Genomic DNA, 15,729 nt, shown 5'->3' with positions numbered 1-15,729 from the left:
GGTATTGCGATCAACTTTGCGCCGCGTCTTATTGATTTGGCAAAAGGTGCACTTAAATAAAAAAAGCAGCGCCAAAAAAAGGGGCGGGGAACATTCCCCGTCCTTTTCTTCTTTTAAGGAGAGATGATATGAAAAAATTAATGCCATTAATTATTATTTTAATGACGCTATATATGCCTTTTGCTAGAGCTTCAGCTAGTGATTTCACCTATATTGGCGAATATTCTCCGGCTGGAAACTATAAATTCTCATTTACGGATGATGATACGGATATTGTAACTTGGTATTTTTACGTTAACGGTAATAAGTTTACGACTTTGCATAGCAAAGGTACGTTTTCCGTCTATCTGTATCCTAGTAATTATCCCAAGCCTTTTACGGCTTATATAAAGGGAGTTAACAGTAGCGGAGTAGAAGTGAGCGAAACTAATTCAGTTACGGTCAGTGGAAGTAATCCAGACCCAACACCAACACCAACGCCGACACCAACGCCTAGCTCGACGCCGCCGCCTTCGGGTGGCAGTATTCCAGCTCCTACAGGTTTAACATATCAAAATGACGGAAGTACATATTATCAATTCGAATGGAATCCTGTTCCAAATGCGGAATCCTACAACGTTTACTTGGATGGTCAATTGATGGGGAGTCCATACGCCGATATAACCGAAGACCTCATAATTCCTGATGGACAGCACACTGTTGAAGTGGCTGCTGTCATAAACGGCGTAGAAGGACAAAGGGCATCGGTGACAGTCGGAAATCAAACCCCTCCAGTAGAATGCACGGCAGCATGTCAACAATTAATGGATCAGTTATCTTGTCCGGCATGGGGTCAATATATGGGGGCATGGTCTGACGTGATAAAGAACAGTGTTCCTCCTGCACCGAATTGGGATGATGTGGCACAGAAAATGAAAGATGCAATCGTTCCGGCAATGGGTCAAGAATTGGTAAATAGAGCGCCGGAAATTGCCAAGATCATAGGGGATGATTTACAAAGAAGGGAAAAGCCAGTACAAGCGCCGCAGCCTTTGCCTAGCTTCAATCCTGCTGTACCGCATATGACGGACTTGCCGAGCAAGATAGATAGCAATTTGACGGATAATATTCCTAGTTTTGAACCTGATTTCTCACAATCGCAGCCCTTTACAATTCCCGATCCGACTGCAAAAGTCGATGATTTAGCAAAGAATGACCAAACCTACAATTACGCTGAACCAACATTTAATGCACCTAATTATACGAAAAGAAATCCTACTATCGAGCCGGACAAGGGTTATCAGACACCGAATGATACGCCGATAAGCGCACCAAGCTATCAAAACAGAAACGGGCTAAACAATAACCCACTTCCTTCCTACAATGCACCAAATGTAGGCGGTGGGGATAGCGTACCAAGTTATCATTCAAATGCTACAGGAACAATGCCGGATTATCAAAATGGCGGTGCGGGGTCTGGTAAAGCGCCGCCATATCAAAGTAAGTAGGGGAGGAGGTTTGATTGTTTGAAAAGGTTAGTATTGTGTTTAATTGCTATTGGTTTCATCGTATCTGTAATTCCTTATAATGCTTTTGCTTATACAGGGGGCTTGCTGAATGGTTTAACTATGACTAAAGCAAAAGATGTATTTTTAAGTGGTTCTGCTATAACGGCGGTGACAGATAACAACTTATCTACATCTAGTACATTGCAATATCATGATGCAGGAAATAATAATACAGATACTTTGTATTATACGTTTCCAAGTGATGTTTCAGTAGGTAGTTTCATGGAGAAGACTAACAGTCTAAAAACTGAATTTCGTCTGTATGATTCTAATAATGTATTGATTGTTTCTCGATCTGCTAATATGCCAATTAACACTGCAAATATGTATCCATTGAATCAAGTTTATACAAATGTAAGGACGGTAGCGATTGTTGATGTGGGTACTGGTACAAGTGATGGTTTGACGTTATATGAATTTGATGTATTTCCAAGCGGTTCAAGTGACATTGTGCCTCCTGCTGTTCCGTCTGGTCTTAGATCATCGAATGTAACGACTACGAGCGTTAAACTCGATTGGAACAGCGTTGCTGATTCTGACTTGTCGTCGTATAAGTTATATCGTGATAACTCGTATGTTACGACTTTGAATAATACAACGACAACTTTTTTGGACAGTGGTTTAAGCATCGGAACGAATTATTCCTATCAAGTGATTGCTGTAGATACAACAGGTAATGAGTCGGCAAAGTCTGCTGCTCTTAATGTGAAGACTATCGGCATTCCGGCTGCTCCATCTGGTTTAACAGGAACGGCGGGTAATGGATCGGCAACTCTGAACTGGTCGGCTAACAGTGTTGGCGACGATGTGCAAGGGTACTTCATTTATAAAGATCATGTAAAGATAAATACAATACCAACGGCATCGACGAGTTACGTGGTAGCTTCTGGATTAACCAATACAACGAGCTATATTTTTGAAGTGACGGCAATCAATAACTCAGGGTTAGAGTCGGCAAAGTCGGCGGCGATAACGGTAAAACCATTAAATACAACACCGCCGAATGTACCGATAAATTTTATTGCAAATTCGGGGAATAAGATAGCTGTTTTGCAATGGGCATTGAACGCAGAGTCTGACATTGCCGGATACTTTATTTATAAAAATGGCGTCAAGCTGAATAGCAGCCCTATTGCTTCAAATAACTACAATGTAACGGGGTTAACTATTCAGCAGACGTATGGTTTTCAAATAAGCGCTGTAAATACTTCGGGAACGGAATCGGCGAAAACACAGTCAGCTTCGGTCAAGATTTTAAATACAACGCCGCCAGCTCCACCAACGAATGTCACGGCTGTTGCAGGGAATCAAATGATAACCGTAAGTTATTCGGCAAACAATGAGCAGGATTTGCAAGGGTATTACATCTACAACGGTTCGGGTGTGAAGGTAAATGCGACACCAACGGCATCGACGAGCTACACGATAGCGTCAGGGCTTGTGAATGGTCAGTCCTATAGCTACATGGTTTCGGCGGTCAATACGTCCGGCGTCGAGTCGGTAAAATCTCCAGTGGTCACGGCAACGCCTAAAAATCTCAATCCTCCAGCGGCGCCGAATAATGTAAAGGCAACCTCTGGAGATAGAAAATTGACGATTAGCTACGATGGGAACAGTGAAAGCGACTTAAAAGGCTACTACATCTACGATGGTTCGGGTGTGAAGGTGAATGCAACACCGACTACATCGACGAGCTACACGATAGCGTCAGGGCTTATAAACGGTCAAACGTACAGTTACAGCGTGTCGGCGGTGAATACGTCAGATATGGAGTCGCAGAAATCGGGGTTAGTGTCAGGGGTGCCTGTGAATCTCATTGCTCCGAATGCTCCGATAGGTGTAACGGCAGCAGCGGGAGATAGGAAGTTATTTTTAAACTGGCAAGCGAACGCAGAAACAGACATTTCACATTATGATGTTCAGGACGCCAGTGGAACAAAGGTTAATACACAGCCGATACAAGCAAATTCTTTTGAAGTGGATGGTTTGGTCAATGGAACATCCTACACATTCACAATAACGGCGGTCAATACGTCGGGTGTTAGCTCTGCTAAATCCGCAGCGGTTACAAAAAAGCCATCTAACAGTACGCCGCCTTTAAAGCCTACAGGGGTTAAAGCGAACGCAGGGGATCGGACCATTTTGTTAAGTTGGGATCCCAATAGTGAGCCGGACATTTTCGGATATTTTATCTATGATGATTCGGGTTCAAAGGTTAATACGACACCAACGGCATCGACGAGCTATACGATAGCGTCAGGGCTTGTGAATGGTCAAACATACAGTTACACGGTTTCGGCAATCAATACGTCTGATGTGGAGTCGCAGAGATCGGCAGCGGTAACGGCGAAGCCTCTCGATGTGATTCCGCCGCAGACGCCTATCGGTTTTAACGGTGTGCCGGATGAACTTCAAATAAAATTGATATGGAGCAAGAATGCAGAGCTGGACTTAGATCATTACATCATCCGAATGGTAGGCAATCCGCAGCCGATTTATATACAATCCAATACGACGACCATAACGGGGTTAGTCTTAGGGAAAGCCTACACATTCACAATCAGCGCTATCGACTTAAGCGGAAACGAATCGCCCGAGTCAGCGCCTATGACAATAACAACGCAAAAGAGAACAACAGACATATCGAAGGATTTAAAGCCGGAATACTTGCTCTTAAGTTGGAACGATGTTGCTGGAGCTACAGCGTACAAGGTTTATTACAATGGCAAGCTCGTAAATACTGTCAGTTCTTCGGTTACGTCCTACCAGGTAACGAAACAAGAAGGCTACGATCCAACGTCATCCTTTCAAGAAACGAAGGTTATAACCGTATTTTCAGACGGTTCAACCAGCGGCGGGGTGACGGATAACAACGCGCTATGGGGCTTCACAGGAAGTGATATATTTAGTAACTCCGTTACCATCTTTGGATTCCTTGTCTTGTTTATCTTGTTGGGTATTTCGATGGGGTTTGCCCCTAGGATCATTGATGCAGCTAAGAATGCTTTAAAATAACGAAAGGGTGATAATGAAAAATGACTACTCCCGAACTGGTACAAGCTACCGTGTACTATATCCAACAGGTTTCCCCGTTCTTGCTTCTGTTCTTGGCGCTTGCTTGTGCTGACAAGCTCATTGATGTTGTAAGGTACGCGGTGGGCGCTTACGCAAGGTTTAGGAACTAATCATGTTTAGTGCTATAGCCGACGGATTCCGCTTCCTATTCGCTCATTTGAGTAACTTGGGGCTTTGGTTGCTTCAAGGGTTAACGAAGCTCATACAGCCCATTCTGGACTTTCTAGGGGGAATCTTTTATTTCATCTACAATCTAGGTGTCCTCCTAGTCAAAGTCACTATGATTGTTGTAGGTTTGGCCAAGCTGCTTATAGGAATCGTTACAGGGCTATTTAAGACCTTCCTAGGGCTTTCCTTCACGGGTAGGGCTTCGGTGTTGCCGGACAGTTATCAAAGTGTGTTTGACCATTTAAAGCCGTTAATGGGCGTCCTACAGCTTGATAAGGTGGCATATCTGTTCATCTTCGGTATTTGGATTTATACAGGATGGGCAGCGATGCGAATTATTGGAAACATGAGAGGGGGCGTATAGATGAACAACTTCATAGATAGCCTTTTTTCACCGATTTTTCAATTTCTCGATCTGATTTATAGCAAGCTTGGGGGCATCGGAAGCGTAGCCGCCAAGGGTGTTCGTCTGGATGATTATTTTAGTATCTTTGGTATCTTAGGGAGCCAGTGGACAGGCGTCATTACATCGCTTATAACGGCGCTCATATTCCTACATACGCTATCACAAATACAAAAGTACAGCCGTGTCTTACTTTGGTTAAAAGACTTAATAAAGTGGTGGTGATTTTATGGGTAATGACTATCTGACTTATCAGCTCATGCATAATCCGTCGCACCAAGGCACTGAACTAGCGGTATCTCTTATCTCATTAGCGGTGATGTTGGTCTTGGTCTACTTATCAAGGAGGAAGAATGATGACAACTAATGCATTGCCCGCAGTATTTCAGTATTTTTTCACCGCAGGGGCAGCGGTAGGGACAGGGCTTTTGATTCCGTTCATTGTTGGTGCTTGGATGAAAAATAAGATTGAGGAAGACGGGGGAATTTTCAAATGGCAAAAGCGAAGGAAGTAGAAGAGTTTAACGGAACGGTCATCATTTATGGTGATCTTGATTATAGGTATGACGAGGAAAAAGACGAATGGACGCGGATCGGAAGCGGAACAAACCGAACGTGTGAAGTTATTCCAGTGAAGCATTTGTACAAGGATAGAGTCGTTACAGAAAAATATGTGTTGCCAATTGGTGACGCGGAGATTTTCAACGGAACTAGGGGGCTAACGTATTGCTATAACGTTGCATTGCCGTATTTGCAGGAAATCGCGCATTTAGCCGAAGTGGAGCAAAACACAATCATAGGACAAGCTTATTTGTATCAAGGTAAAAACAACAACGCAGGGAAAACAAGCCCGTTAACGTGGGCGCTGATTTTGTTCTTGGGAATAATGGCAATCGTCGGTATGTTCAAATAAAAAGGGGGGATTTTCCGATATGAGAAACGATACACCGCCGGATATTCAGGGAACGCTCTCGTCTGATTTATACGCAGATATGCAGCCACAGATTGATTCCGTCAAACAGGTTATTGATACATTGAAGGAAAAGGTACAGCCGTTAACACCGCAGCAAATGCAAGCCGTGGGCTACCTGATGAACCTACAAAAACGGAAGATTCACAAAGGGAAAAAGCCGTATGAACATATCATAAAGCACATTGTCGAAGAAGCGCAGCGCGTAGCCCCTGCCGGATTCTTTATTCGAGTGATCGAAGCATTGATACCTAGACCGATATCGGTTGACTCTAAAACGTATGACAAGATGAAAAAGGAGAGTGATGGCTTAAGATGATGAAATCAATTAAAAGCTATTTAACTGGTGAGAAAGAAATGAGCGCGAAGCAGCGGTATATCTTTAATCTGATAACCGAAGCAATCATAATTCTAGCCATTGTTATATTCGGACCAGACATTTACAAGAAAATTGTCATGGGTGTAAGTGAACAAGCATTGTCGATGTTTAGGGACTTACTTAGTGACGATGGCGGCGCTAGGCTTATCGGTATCCATATGTTTTTTGGGGCTATATGCCTTGTTTTGCTGCAAAGCGTTTATAGAATCGGAGAAAGTACGGTTTATTTTTTCTTTCGTAGAGAGCCGAATATTCTTGATGCAGTTGAAGAGGTGGCGTAATGAGCGACGATTTACAATCTTATTTGTTTGAGCAGTTGGGTCACCATTTGGATAAGCTGGACGACTCACTACAAAGTGATGGGAAATATGAGGAACAAGAATATCACATAACACAAGCAAGGGAAATTAAAAACAAGCTCCAAGGGGCTTTAAAAAGGGGGTAAATGGACAATGTTCATTATTGGTATCGAGGGCGGATATGGGTCAGGTAAATCACTGACAGGGTGCATCAAAGCCCACCAATGGGCGATGGCATCCGGCGCGAAGTTGTTTGCAAATTTCCCGATGCGCGGGGCTTATATGTTTGAAGATTACACGGACTGGTATCGAATCGCAGACGCACACGGAAGCATAGTTGTATTTGATGAAAGCCAATCGAATTTTGATAACCGGCAGTGGAACGGAAATGGTCAAATCACCATGACGAAAGTATTAAACTATGTGCGTAAAATGAATGGGCTTTTTATTTTCATTTTGCCGAGTTTCCATAACATTGATAGCCGGATTAGGGATAAAACCGACATCCTTATTCGTTGTCATAAGACTCCTGGCGGTACGATAATGAATTTTGTCCATGACTTTCAAGATAAACGCTTTGGAGATTACGGCAAGCTGCTAAATAAATGGGTTTTGCCGAAGTCGTCACAGAGAAAGATTCACGCCTTGAATTTATACAGCACGTACAGCATGATTTTACCGTTTCCCCTTCCTCCAATGGGTAAGGATCGTCAGTTCTTCGAAGAGCTAGACAGACGGCACATAGGCGCTTTGAAGAGATACCGATCTGAGCATTTACTCATAGAAACATTAGTCAAGGAGGATTTGGAACATGTTAGCAGCGATGAAAGAAAATTCGGTTGAAAATCCCCATCATTGGGCGTTTAGAGTCTACAATCAAACGGGCAGAACGAACAAAGCTTTGATTAAACTTAGCATCATGATTCAGAAAGACGAGGAAAGTAGAGTAATCCGAATGTTAGAAGGAACTTGCAAGCTTAATAAGCAAATCGCCGTTTCCTCTTCGCTTCTGACAGCTCACGAGCGCCGGAAGTATGCAGACAGGAAAATTCCAGAGGGCAAGTTTATATTTTATATCTTCCCAGAGGACGCGATCCCACAAACTATTTTTATTCGCATTGATCCAAAGGAAGGGAAGCGAGTCTATGAAAAGAGCGATAGAAATAGTTAAATCATGGACAGACCCAAGCTATTCAACGGTTGTAATTGCACTTATTATTGGCGCTATATATCCAGAATCGTTATTTTATTTTGTTTGGTTCCTAATGATTTTCTTTGGAATTGAAATCTTAAGGTCAGTTATGGATTTCTGTCTAAGAGAGAGGTCGAGTCTATGAAAAAAGCGATAAAAGCGGTTCTTAAATTTTTGATAGAGGGTAAGCTGCTTGTGCTTGCCAGTATCGTTTGCTTGGTTTTTCCAGAATCGATAAGAGGGGTTTTGTTATTTGTTGCCATTTGCGAGTTATACGGGGTAATGAGGAGGTTTTTGGTTGAACACTTTAAGAATGAGCAGCAACAGCAGCAAATCGGTAGTCTCCAAAGTGAGCAGCCGTGAAGAAGTTGAATCCATTTTTAGGGCAAATAAGCTTATTGTTAAGCTTCAAGCCGATTGGTTAAAGGCGGTCGTGTCCAGTGATAATGTGACAGCAGCACGAATCAGGAGGCAAATAAATAGCATTAAAGGTAACTTCTTGAAGCAATATGACATAATTTTATAGAAATATATGGACAAGATCAGGCGGATCGGTATATTATGGGAATAGGAAATAAGACCCATAAAATTAAAATATCCCCTGAGCTTGGTGGAACAAGCGCAGAGGACAGGAAGACTGCTTCGCTACAAAGCATTCGACCCTTTGAGAATCAGTATAACTCAAAAAGGTGAAATTGTTAAGGCGCTGGAGCAAAATTCCAAGCGTCTTTTTTGATTTTTTTTGAGGAAGGGGAGGACTTCTCTTTGAGTAGTGATGGCGGCGAAGTAATAAGGGTCGAAAACACGTACACAACGCAGCAAGTCGCGGAGCTGCTCCAGATCGGGAAATCTACAGTAAGTAAATATTGTAGAGAGCTGGAGGAATCAGGTTATCTGTTCTACAAGGATGATCGACAGCACCGAGCATTCACTGAGCATGACCTAGTGGCGCTACGTGAGCTAAGGGAGATTTTGAGCAAGAATATTGAACACGATAGCGCCATAAAAACCATATGTATCAAGTACGGAAGGGCAACGAACGAATACAAGATAGCGATGCCCGACACGCAGCATGAGAGCCGCTATGATGAGCGCTACGAAGCGTTAGAGAAGCAGATCAAAGATCAAGACCAAAAGCTAGATAAGATCATAGAATTACAGAGACAGCAAAACAAAATGGCTGATATGTACTACAGCAACATGACGGTTGCTTTTCGTGAAATGATTGAAATGAAAACCCAGCTATTAGCAGCTAAAGAAGAAAAAACACTATTAAATCGACTATTATCTGTCTTCACCAAGAAGCAGTAATACATAAAAGCAAGACCATATATTTTTTTGTCTCATAACGCTCGTCTTAATTTCCAAATTTTGTAAATTAAGCGTCGAGGGCTTATTTTTTTGTTGCCTTTTTTAGGGAATCTAGCAAATTCAGCTAGATTACAACCACATATCGAGGTGAACGCACATGGATGCCAAGGGATTGAAAGCCAAAGCGCAGAGAAAGAAACAAGCCGAGGCAAAGCGCAGGAAAGCAAAGGCGAATGCTGCACAGCCGAAACAAACAATGTACATATATAAATGCGAAGTTGGTCATGGTCGAACTGAGGCGGTGAAGATATCCGATCCTCCGATTTGCACGACGTGCCACATGACAACAGGTAATGTAAATCGAATGAATCTAGTTAGAAGAACGTCACGACTAGCGAAATAGGAAAACTTGAATATCGGGCGCTCAATGCCACCCAAAACGACATTAATAAATGAATGGTAGTCGTCCATCCCCCCGCGTAAATCAAACCACGGCGAGTCTTTAGACTTGGATACAACGTCCGTGCGGAGCATGATAGTGGGTGTCTTCCGTTGCAGGGTAAAATTCTATTTGTATCCGAACAGCCCCAATTCCCTAGATTCAGTGGTGTGACTCTTGACCTACTGATAAACCGTCCGTGTGATCGGCAACGATCAAGCTGGCTTCTGGAGTTAGTAAACAACTATACGTGATAAAGCGCGACCTAGGCACGTCATACAGAAGAAAAAAGGCGACTCATCCCCTTCGGGTATACTCCTGATTGCCTCCACAGCTCTCCTTTACAACTGACTTAATTGTCGTTGTATAAGGGGAGCTGTGTGGTCGATCTAAGCCTCCTAGCGTGGTGCCTCCTGCCATAAAATCAAGGGAGAGTCAACAGAAGAATTACAACAAACCCAAGACCACACAGAACGTAGGGGCGGCGCGGGGAGTATGGTAAATTCTTTGGGCTTGCGTTAGCAAGGCTACCTTTCTTAGGGGTGTGGATAAAAAAGAGCAAAATGTCCGAGATATCCACAAAAGGAAAAGAGAAAAAGAGAAAGAAACATAATAAACGAAATACAGGGTGACCACAACAAAACACCTGTTGCCGCACCTGCGGCGACCACAACCAAAACCCGCCGAAGTTGAAGGATAACATAGGAAGAGGGGGGCGCGGGGGGAGTTTTGTCCGCGGCGTCCGGCGCGGCTTTCATCCGTACATATGTATAAAATATTTTATTTTGTGAACAAGTCGGGTTCCCCAAAGTCCGTATTCCGGCAAATCTGGCGTTTTTCGGCTTTTTGGTTTCCGTGGAACATTTCATTTTTAAGGGAAATGACCCATTTTTCAAACTCTGTTTTTCTCCGTATAGCTCCGTTTTTCGCTTCTTTTTTGAATGACCCATAAGTTATAAAATAAGACCCTTAAATAGTTGATTATGACCCATATGTATGATATAATTAATTTCAATAGGAGGGATTTTATGGAAAAAGCAAAAGCTATTATTATGGCTTATCAAATTGCAACTTTGAGTAACCCGAGCGATGAGGTTTTGGTAATGCTTGAAAAAGTTTCGTTCGAACGTTCGCTTGAATTGCTTTTGATGATCCGGCAGTCTCCAAAAGAAGTGAAGTCTCCAGCTAATTTTTTGCGCCGAGCGATTGCCGAAGGATGGACGCCGGAAACGTTGCCGGAAAACATAAATCGAAAAGAACAAAACATTGAAACTAGGTTTTACATGAAAAAGGGCGCTACGCGATCCGAAGCGGAACAACGGGCGCTGGATAATCAAAGGGGTGGAAGATTTGGCGAGAGGTAGAATTAAAGCCGATGCAATTAGACCGAGGATTGAAGTTAAGGCAGCGGTAAAGTCGATTGTTTATGACATGAGAAAAAGTATGAAGCTAAAGACAGAAGGCGAAGTAATAGCGTATTTAATCGCCTTCCATGAAGAGTTTCAAGGGAAAATGACTTTGAACCAACAAAAAGAGCTTTTGAAAAAAGCGGAAAATTTGGTTAATCAGCAAACAATATAAATTAAGGAAGGTGAATAGGGTGAGTTCATGAGTCGGGAAGCTAGACGAAGAGCAGAAAGATTAGAGAATATTTTAGAACTTTGTAATTTAGGGCTTGTGTTGATTGGTGGAATGAGTCTTATTTATTGTATTTATTATGTAACAAAATGAATAGGGTGATTACATGACAAGATGGCAAAGGTTTTGGGGTTTTATGAATGAAGATATGGAAGAAAAGTATCCGAATCTTTCTTCTGCTATGTCTATAATATTTATTTTTCTTGTTGCTCCAATGATTATGATATTTGCGATTCTGTCTCTTTTGAATCAAGTAACAAAATGAATAGGGAGCGTGCATTGAACATGAACGATCTTAGTGAAAGGGAATTACTATTGGAGTTACTTCGACTTGTCCAAGATTCCAGAAAAGAAATCGAGGATTTAAGGGAAAAGGTAAATGCAATTATAAATAAGGAAACAAAATGAATAGGAGGTGTACATGGGTGAATACTTACGAAAATCCTTATGCAGATGTCAAGTTCGATGAGAATGGAAAGGTTATACCAACTGTAGAACGTGATGCTGAGTTTGGTGCTTGTGATAAATGTGGTTCTTATTTAGAAGTTGATGTATATGGCGGTACTGTCTGTGTTTGCTTCTTTGATAAAGAATCAAAATGAATATCGAAGTACATGGGAGGAAAATATGAAAAAAATTAAAACAGGCGACATCGTAACCGTTTTGAGTAAAGGCGATAAAGCGGTCATCATAGATATTCAATATGTGCATAATCGCTACCAAATCAAGGGTGTTAGTGGCTGGCAGTACGGGATTGATAATATCCAGAAACAATGAACACCGACTGAATATTGAGGAACTTGGGGTGATGAACATGGACAAAGGGAAGCTAATCGGGTACACAGGCGAAGAATGTAAAAATTGTGGCAGGGTTAGAGTGGAGTTGTGGGAGAACGGTGACAAGGTTTGCGAAAAGTGCAGCTGGGATCAAGAAAAAGAGGAATATGCGCCGAGGGATTACTGACGGACAGATTTGAATATTGAGATACATGGGGGCGGCCTTTTATGGAGAATGAAATAAGGTCACAAATTGGTGATGCATTGATTATCATGCTTCTAGTCTCAATAGCAATTTTTATCTTTATGGGTTGGATTACTAGAGATAAGAAATAAACATGTATGAATATGGGAGAGGTACATAGTGATAATTATTTATGTTTTACTTGGATATATTTTTGTCGGTATTCCTATTACAGTTTGGCTTATGCGTAAAGTGGAAAAAATGATTTCTTCTTGTTGAATAAGGGGAGTACATAAGGAAGGGTGGGAGTAGGTTTGAAAATATGGAGCTTGCTTTTAATAATGATTCTTTCGTTTACAATATGCACGGTGAAGGCAGAAGCAAGCGTTTCGAATTTCAAGGCTAACTATGACCAGGGGAAGAAGACGCTATATTTTTCATGGGAAGGCGCGACTGCAAAGCGTGGTTTCAAGTTGTTTAAGTATCCAGTTAGTAAAGGGGTTAATCCTTATGGATACTACATAAAAAAAACAAGTGGAATAATCGGTTTTATGTATCCGCAATTAGGTGACTATGAAGCTTTTGTCCAAGATGCCGAGGGGAATAGGTCTTCGATAATAGCCTACACCGTTAATAAGGATGGCACAGTTATTATTAAATAAGAGGGGTTGGGCGCGGATTTGACTAAAGAAGAATTTTTGAAACTGATGGACAAGTTTAATAAGCAAACTTTCGATAAATACAAAGAGTACATGTCCACGATTGGCAGAGATGAAAGGTTGTCGGTCACTCCGGCACAATTCATGGTTATGTATTGCTTTTTAAATAAAGATAGCTTGAATGGAGGGTTAACGTGAAAAACAAAGTGGATTATACAGCGGTTCTTTTTAAGACTTCAAAAGAGTTTGTAACCGTGATCCGGCGTACTATCAAATTTGAAAAGCTAGAAATCACAGGATTTCGCATGTTTGAATCTTATCCCAAGGTTTTCGATGTTATGTTGTTTGCGGGTGAAAGGCTACTGATTATTCGCGGGTATAGAGGGAAGAAAGAAGCCCATATACAAGAATTTAAAATCGAACGCTGGAGAGAGTTTTCAGAGGGGCAAAAAGAAACCGAGGTTAAGAAGTTTTTAGAGTTTTATAACGCTACTGAATTAAAACTAGATCAAGTATGGATAACCGCATAAGGAGTGGGGAAAATTGAAGAAATCAATCGCTATCATCATCGCTATTTTATTGGTTATATCGCTTGCAGCTTGCAGTAAAAAGGTAGAAAGCACAAAAGAAGCTCCACCAGCTCAAGAGTTCAAGTTAACTACCAAGGATGGAAAGTTTGAGAAGGACGAATATAAGATAAAGAAAGGTGAATCCTTTACATATGTACTCGATGGGGACGCCGAAACGCTCGAAATCAAGGGGACGGACGTAAAGCTTGATAAATCAAACCCGAAAAAAGCTTTCAAAATAGAAAATTCCGGTATATACGATGTAATCGGTAAGAATGCCGCAGGTAAGGTGTCTAAGTCAAAAATTGTAATAGACTAGAAAACTTTGGAAAGGTTCACAAAAAAGCAACAGAATAATTATAAAGATTTGATAAAGAAAACTTGAAAAAAATGGAATTGAATTTCCGAGCCGCAAATACACCCAATTATGTTAGCTACGCTAATAAAATGGGTGATTTTTTTGCATATAAAATGGTAATTCTAATATTAATCATTCGACAAGATTATGACAATCTTCGACAAAATACGGCGATAATGCTTGATTTATTGAGAAAAAACAACTATTGCAATTTTCATATTTCGTGATTATTATAGGTTTCATGCACTACGAGAGATTTTTTGAATATTCAAACAAAAAAATATCAGCAATCCAGCAAGGCGTTTTCCGAGGACGCTTTGCCGGATAATCGAAGATACCACCTTCGAATAATGTACGTGAAGTACATTTACTGACAGTTGTTATGATAATTCATATCATCTGTTAAGTAAATATGTCCGCGTACAATATATTCCAGTTTAAGGGTGGGCTTCCAAGCTCACCCTTATTTCTATTTTGGAGGTTAAACATGGATCAGGCAATTCAAACCCAAACAATTCAATTAGACGGTACTACGAATTTAACCGTAAATTACGAGGTATCGTTGGGTGAGCTGCTTATTGCATCCTTGCTGATGATGTTAGTCTTGATCCAGTTTGTGAAGTGGCTTCATGAGTTAATTATGGGAGGGAAGAGGAATGTTTGATAGTCTTCTGACTGAACATGATGTAATCGAAAAGTTTTCGGTATTTTTGCTAATTCCCTCTTATTTTGCCTTTATGAATTTACTGGGTCGGTTGCCAGTTGTAATTAGGGGGGGCAAAGATTGAATCCTTTGGAATTAACGTTTTATTGGTTCTTGTCTCAAAATTTCGTCTTGTATATCACCTTTGTTCCTCTAATGGCTTTTTGTGTCATTGCTGGCTTGATAACTATAGTTAGGAGGTTCTGACATTGGATTTAGCCGGACTAATAGACATGAATTACTTTTGGTGGACATTCGCCAAGGTTGTCGGTTTTGGAATTATCTTCGCTGTCATTTATGTGGCGATCAGCTCCGCGGGTCATTTGCTGGAGGTTATCATAGGCGCTTTTAAAAGGATGAAAAACTAATGATTCCAGACTTACCGATAATCAATTTTTTTGACTCCGACAAAATATCAAGCTTATGGCAGTACATCGGCGCTATTCTCATTTTCATTATGCCGCTATTTTTAATCTTTGCCGCTACCGAATTGGGCGGTCATTTACTCAGAGTTATCAAGAGCGTTTTTCGCACAACTTACGGAAACGACGAGGGCGAAAATCACTATGATATAAAAATTAAGGACAAAAATTGAAAGTGAGGTGAACATAATGCCCCCAACTCCAGTTGATTTGTTTTCTGGTGTAACAAGTGTTTCATGGGGTTTTACAGGCGGTGACGTTTGGAGCAACTCCGTAAAGATTTTCGGATTTCTCGCAATGTTCATTCTGTTAGGTATTGCGATCAACTTTGCGCCGCGTCTTATCGATTTGGCAAAAGGTGCTCTTAAGTAATAAACAAAAATTAAAATGCGCTTAAAGCGCGGAAGGAGCTACAAAATGGATTTATTTACTGGTGTAACAAGCGTGTCATGGGGTTTCACAGGCGGTGACGTTTGGAGTAACTCGGTTAAGATTTTCGGATTCCTTGCAATGTTCATTCTATTGGGTATTGCGATCAACTTTGCGCCGCGTCTTATTGATTTGGCAAAAGGTGCACTTAAATAAAAAAAGCAGCGCCAAAAAAAGGGGCGGGGAACATTCCCCGTCCTTTTCTTC

At 41.4% G+C, this 15,729-nt stretch carries 27 protein-coding genes; all 27 read left to right on the top strand.

From position 1 onward, the window contains the following. The first annotated feature begins 128 nt into the window (after window positions 1-128). The 27 genes from AC58P7_RS32740 to AC58P7_RS32610 all read left to right on the top strand — a co-directional run bounded on the left by AC58P7_RS32740 (window position 129) and on the right by AC58P7_RS32610 (window position 15,678). A complete protein-coding gene (locus tag AC58P7_RS32740; protein ID WP_497350266.1) occupies window positions 129-1,487 on the top strand; it encodes a hypothetical protein in 1,359 nt (452 codons plus the stop codon). 18 nt (window positions 1,488-1,505) lie between these two features. Continuing rightward, window positions 1,506-4,562, top strand: coding sequence for a fibronectin type III domain-containing protein (locus AC58P7_RS32735; RefSeq protein ID WP_497350265.1), 3,057 nt, complete (start codon window positions 1,506-1,508; stop codon window positions 4,560-4,562). 172 nt (window positions 4,563-4,734) lie between these two features. Beyond that, on the top strand, window positions 4,735-5,154 hold the full coding sequence (locus tag AC58P7_RS32730) for a hypothetical protein (RefSeq protein ID WP_497350264.1): 420 nt from the start codon (window positions 4,735-4,737) through the stop codon (window positions 5,152-5,154). Then, window positions 5,155-5,418, top strand: coding sequence for a hypothetical protein (locus tag AC58P7_RS32725; protein ID WP_497350263.1), 264 nt, complete (start codon window positions 5,155-5,157; stop codon window positions 5,416-5,418). A gap of 131 nt (window positions 5,419-5,549) precedes the next feature. Continuing rightward, window positions 5,550-5,708, top strand: coding sequence for a hypothetical protein (locus AC58P7_RS32720; RefSeq protein WP_497350262.1), 159 nt, complete (start codon window positions 5,550-5,552; stop codon window positions 5,706-5,708). Beyond that, on the top strand, window positions 5,687-6,106 hold the full coding sequence (locus AC58P7_RS32715) for a hypothetical protein (protein WP_497350261.1): 420 nt from the start codon (window positions 5,687-5,689) through the stop codon (window positions 6,104-6,106). Before AC58P7_RS32720 ends, AC58P7_RS32715 begins: the two co-directional genes overlap by 22 nt. A gap of 19 nt (window positions 6,107-6,125) precedes the next feature. After that, on the top strand, window positions 6,126-6,482 hold the full coding sequence (locus AC58P7_RS32710; RefSeq protein WP_497350260.1) for a hypothetical protein: 357 nt from the start codon (window positions 6,126-6,128) through the stop codon (window positions 6,480-6,482). Continuing rightward, window positions 6,479-6,823, top strand: coding sequence for a hypothetical protein (locus AC58P7_RS32705; RefSeq protein WP_497350259.1), 345 nt, complete (start codon window positions 6,479-6,481; stop codon window positions 6,821-6,823). The genes AC58P7_RS32710 and AC58P7_RS32705 overlap by 4 nt, the downstream gene beginning before the upstream one ends. Further along, complete coding sequence (locus AC58P7_RS32700) at window positions 6,823-6,987, top strand: hypothetical protein (RefSeq protein WP_497350258.1); 165 nt, start codon at window positions 6,823-6,825, stop codon at window positions 6,985-6,987. The genes AC58P7_RS32705 and AC58P7_RS32700 overlap by 1 nt, the downstream gene beginning before the upstream one ends. A 7-nt stretch (window positions 6,988-6,994) precedes the next feature. Beyond that, entirely contained in the window at window positions 6,995-7,684 is a 690-nt protein-coding gene (locus AC58P7_RS32695) for a zonular occludens toxin domain-containing protein (protein WP_497350257.1), read from the top strand. Then, window positions 7,653-8,012 (top strand): hypothetical protein, encoded by a 360-nt coding sequence (locus tag AC58P7_RS32690; RefSeq protein WP_497350256.1) that lies wholly within the window; start codon window positions 7,653-7,655, stop codon window positions 8,010-8,012. The genes AC58P7_RS32695 and AC58P7_RS32690 overlap by 32 nt, the downstream gene beginning before the upstream one ends. A gap of 319 nt (window positions 8,013-8,331) precedes the next feature. Continuing rightward, window positions 8,332-8,559, top strand: coding sequence for a hypothetical protein (locus tag AC58P7_RS32685; protein ID WP_497350255.1), 228 nt, complete (start codon window positions 8,332-8,334; stop codon window positions 8,557-8,559). Between the two features lie 239 nt (window positions 8,560-8,798). Then, entirely contained in the window at window positions 8,799-9,344 is a 546-nt protein-coding gene (locus AC58P7_RS32680; RefSeq protein WP_497350254.1) for a helix-turn-helix domain-containing protein, read from the top strand. A 157-nt stretch (window positions 9,345-9,501) separates the two neighbouring features. Beyond that, window positions 9,502-9,747, top strand: a complete 246-nt coding sequence (locus AC58P7_RS32675; RefSeq protein ID WP_497350253.1) for a hypothetical protein — start codon at window positions 9,502-9,504, stop codon at window positions 9,745-9,747. A 1,064-nt stretch (window positions 9,748-10,811) separates the two neighbouring features. Further along, window positions 10,812-11,147 carry a hypothetical protein gene (locus AC58P7_RS32670; RefSeq protein WP_497350252.1) on the top strand — a complete coding sequence of 112 codons (336 nt, stop codon included), beginning with the start codon at window positions 10,812-10,814 and terminating at the stop codon, window positions 11,145-11,147. Next, on the top strand, window positions 11,134-11,364 hold the full coding sequence (locus tag AC58P7_RS32665; RefSeq protein ID WP_497350251.1) for a hypothetical protein: 231 nt from the start codon (window positions 11,134-11,136) through the stop codon (window positions 11,362-11,364). Before AC58P7_RS32670 ends, AC58P7_RS32665 begins: the two co-directional genes overlap by 14 nt. Window positions 11,365-11,527: 163 nt before the next feature. After that, window positions 11,528-11,686 carry a hypothetical protein gene (locus AC58P7_RS32660; protein WP_497350250.1) on the top strand — a complete coding sequence of 53 codons (159 nt, stop codon included), beginning with the start codon at window positions 11,528-11,530 and terminating at the stop codon, window positions 11,684-11,686. Window positions 11,687-11,846: 160 nt separating this feature from the next. Further along, on the top strand, window positions 11,847-12,023 hold the full coding sequence (locus tag AC58P7_RS32655) for a hypothetical protein (RefSeq protein ID WP_497350249.1): 177 nt from the start codon (window positions 11,847-11,849) through the stop codon (window positions 12,021-12,023). Between the two features lie 25 nt (window positions 12,024-12,048). Next, window positions 12,049-12,198: a hypothetical protein gene (locus tag AC58P7_RS32650; protein WP_497350248.1), complete on the top strand. Its 150-nt coding sequence runs from the start codon at window positions 12,049-12,051 to the stop codon at window positions 12,196-12,198. A gap of 498 nt (window positions 12,199-12,696) precedes the next feature. Next, entirely contained in the window at window positions 12,697-13,044 is a 348-nt protein-coding gene (locus AC58P7_RS32645) for a hypothetical protein (protein ID WP_497350247.1), read from the top strand. Window positions 13,045-13,235: 191 nt separating this feature from the next. After that, window positions 13,236-13,571 carry a hypothetical protein gene (locus tag AC58P7_RS32640; RefSeq protein ID WP_497350246.1) on the top strand — a complete coding sequence of 112 codons (336 nt, stop codon included), beginning with the start codon at window positions 13,236-13,238 and terminating at the stop codon, window positions 13,569-13,571. A gap of 13 nt (window positions 13,572-13,584) precedes the next feature. Beyond that, the gene (locus tag AC58P7_RS32635) at window positions 13,585-13,929 is read left to right on the top strand and encodes a cupredoxin domain-containing protein (RefSeq protein WP_497350245.1); all 345 of its coding nucleotides are present in this window, start codon (window positions 13,585-13,587) and stop codon (window positions 13,927-13,929) included. A gap of 526 nt (window positions 13,930-14,455) precedes the next feature. After that, window positions 14,456-14,632 (top strand): hypothetical protein, encoded by a 177-nt coding sequence (locus tag AC58P7_RS32630; RefSeq protein ID WP_497350244.1) that lies wholly within the window; start codon window positions 14,456-14,458, stop codon window positions 14,630-14,632. Between the two features lie 248 nt (window positions 14,633-14,880). Further along, a complete protein-coding gene (locus AC58P7_RS32625; protein WP_497350243.1) occupies window positions 14,881-15,039 on the top strand; it encodes a PTS ascorbate transporter subunit IIC in 159 nt (52 codons plus the stop codon). Continuing rightward, entirely contained in the window at window positions 15,039-15,266 is a 228-nt protein-coding gene (locus AC58P7_RS32620) for a hypothetical protein (protein WP_497350242.1), read from the top strand. The genes AC58P7_RS32625 and AC58P7_RS32620 overlap by 1 nt, the downstream gene beginning before the upstream one ends. A 16-nt stretch (window positions 15,267-15,282) precedes the next feature. Beyond that, window positions 15,283-15,465, top strand: a complete 183-nt coding sequence (locus AC58P7_RS32615) for a hypothetical protein (protein WP_497350241.1) — start codon at window positions 15,283-15,285, stop codon at window positions 15,463-15,465. Between the two features lie 45 nt (window positions 15,466-15,510). Then, a complete protein-coding gene (locus AC58P7_RS32610; RefSeq protein WP_497350240.1) occupies window positions 15,511-15,678 on the top strand; it encodes a hypothetical protein in 168 nt (55 codons plus the stop codon). Window positions 15,679-15,729: the final 51 nt, after the last annotated feature.

The organism is Paenibacillus sp. J22FR5, from assembly GCF_059691975.1.
The sequence above is the reverse complement of the archived record's forward strand: the minus strand, read 5'-3'. Positions and strand labels throughout refer to the sequence as shown.

What these genes read in the sequence shown, in the direction of transcription:
- AC58P7_RS32650 (WP_497350248.1), top strand. Translation starts at nt 12,049, where the DNA reads ATGAAAAAAATTAAAACAGGCGACATCGTAACCGTTTTGAGTAAAGGC.
- AC58P7_RS32630 (WP_497350244.1), top strand. Translation starts at nt 14,456, where the DNA reads ATGGATCAGGCAATTCAAACCCAAACAATTCAATTAGACGGTACTACG.
- AC58P7_RS32725 (WP_497350263.1), top strand. Translation starts at nt 5,155, where the DNA reads ATGAACAACTTCATAGATAGCCTTTTTTCACCGATTTTTCAATTTCTC.
- AC58P7_RS32695 (WP_497350257.1), top strand. Translation starts at nt 6,995, where the DNA reads ATGTTCATTATTGGTATCGAGGGCGGATATGGGTCAGGTAAATCACTG.
- AC58P7_RS32715 (WP_497350261.1), top strand. Translation starts at nt 5,687, where the DNA reads ATGGCAAAAGCGAAGGAAGTAGAAGAGTTTAACGGAACGGTCATCATT.
- AC58P7_RS32660 (WP_497350250.1), top strand. Translation starts at nt 11,528, where the DNA reads ATGACAAGATGGCAAAGGTTTTGGGGTTTTATGAATGAAGATATGGAA.
- AC58P7_RS32610 (WP_497350240.1), top strand. Translation starts at nt 15,511, where the DNA reads ATGGATTTATTTACTGGTGTAACAAGCGTGTCATGGGGTTTCACAGGC.
- AC58P7_RS32620 (WP_497350242.1), top strand. Translation starts at nt 15,039, where the DNA reads ATGATTCCAGACTTACCGATAATCAATTTTTTTGACTCCGACAAAATA.
- AC58P7_RS32615 (WP_497350241.1), top strand. Translation starts at nt 15,283, where the DNA reads ATGCCCCCAACTCCAGTTGATTTGTTTTCTGGTGTAACAAGTGTTTCA.
- AC58P7_RS32675 (WP_497350253.1), top strand. Translation starts at nt 9,502, where the DNA reads ATGGATGCCAAGGGATTGAAAGCCAAAGCGCAGAGAAAGAAACAAGCC.
- AC58P7_RS32740 (WP_497350266.1), top strand. Translation starts at nt 129, where the DNA reads ATGAAAAAATTAATGCCATTAATTATTATTTTAATGACGCTATATATG.
- AC58P7_RS32710 (WP_497350260.1), top strand. Translation starts at nt 6,126, where the DNA reads ATGAGAAACGATACACCGCCGGATATTCAGGGAACGCTCTCGTCTGAT.
- AC58P7_RS32720 (WP_497350262.1), top strand. Translation starts at nt 5,550, where the DNA reads ATGACAACTAATGCATTGCCCGCAGTATTTCAGTATTTTTTCACCGCA.
- AC58P7_RS32670 (WP_497350252.1), top strand. Translation starts at nt 10,812, where the DNA reads ATGGAAAAAGCAAAAGCTATTATTATGGCTTATCAAATTGCAACTTTG.
- AC58P7_RS32690 (WP_497350256.1), top strand. Translation starts at nt 7,653, where the DNA reads ATGTTAGCAGCGATGAAAGAAAATTCGGTTGAAAATCCCCATCATTGG.
- AC58P7_RS32700 (WP_497350258.1), top strand. Translation starts at nt 6,823, where the DNA reads ATGAGCGACGATTTACAATCTTATTTGTTTGAGCAGTTGGGTCACCAT.
- AC58P7_RS32730 (WP_497350264.1), top strand. Translation starts at nt 4,735, where the DNA reads ATGTTTAGTGCTATAGCCGACGGATTCCGCTTCCTATTCGCTCATTTG.
- AC58P7_RS32705 (WP_497350259.1), top strand. Translation starts at nt 6,479, where the DNA reads ATGATGAAATCAATTAAAAGCTATTTAACTGGTGAGAAAGAAATGAGC.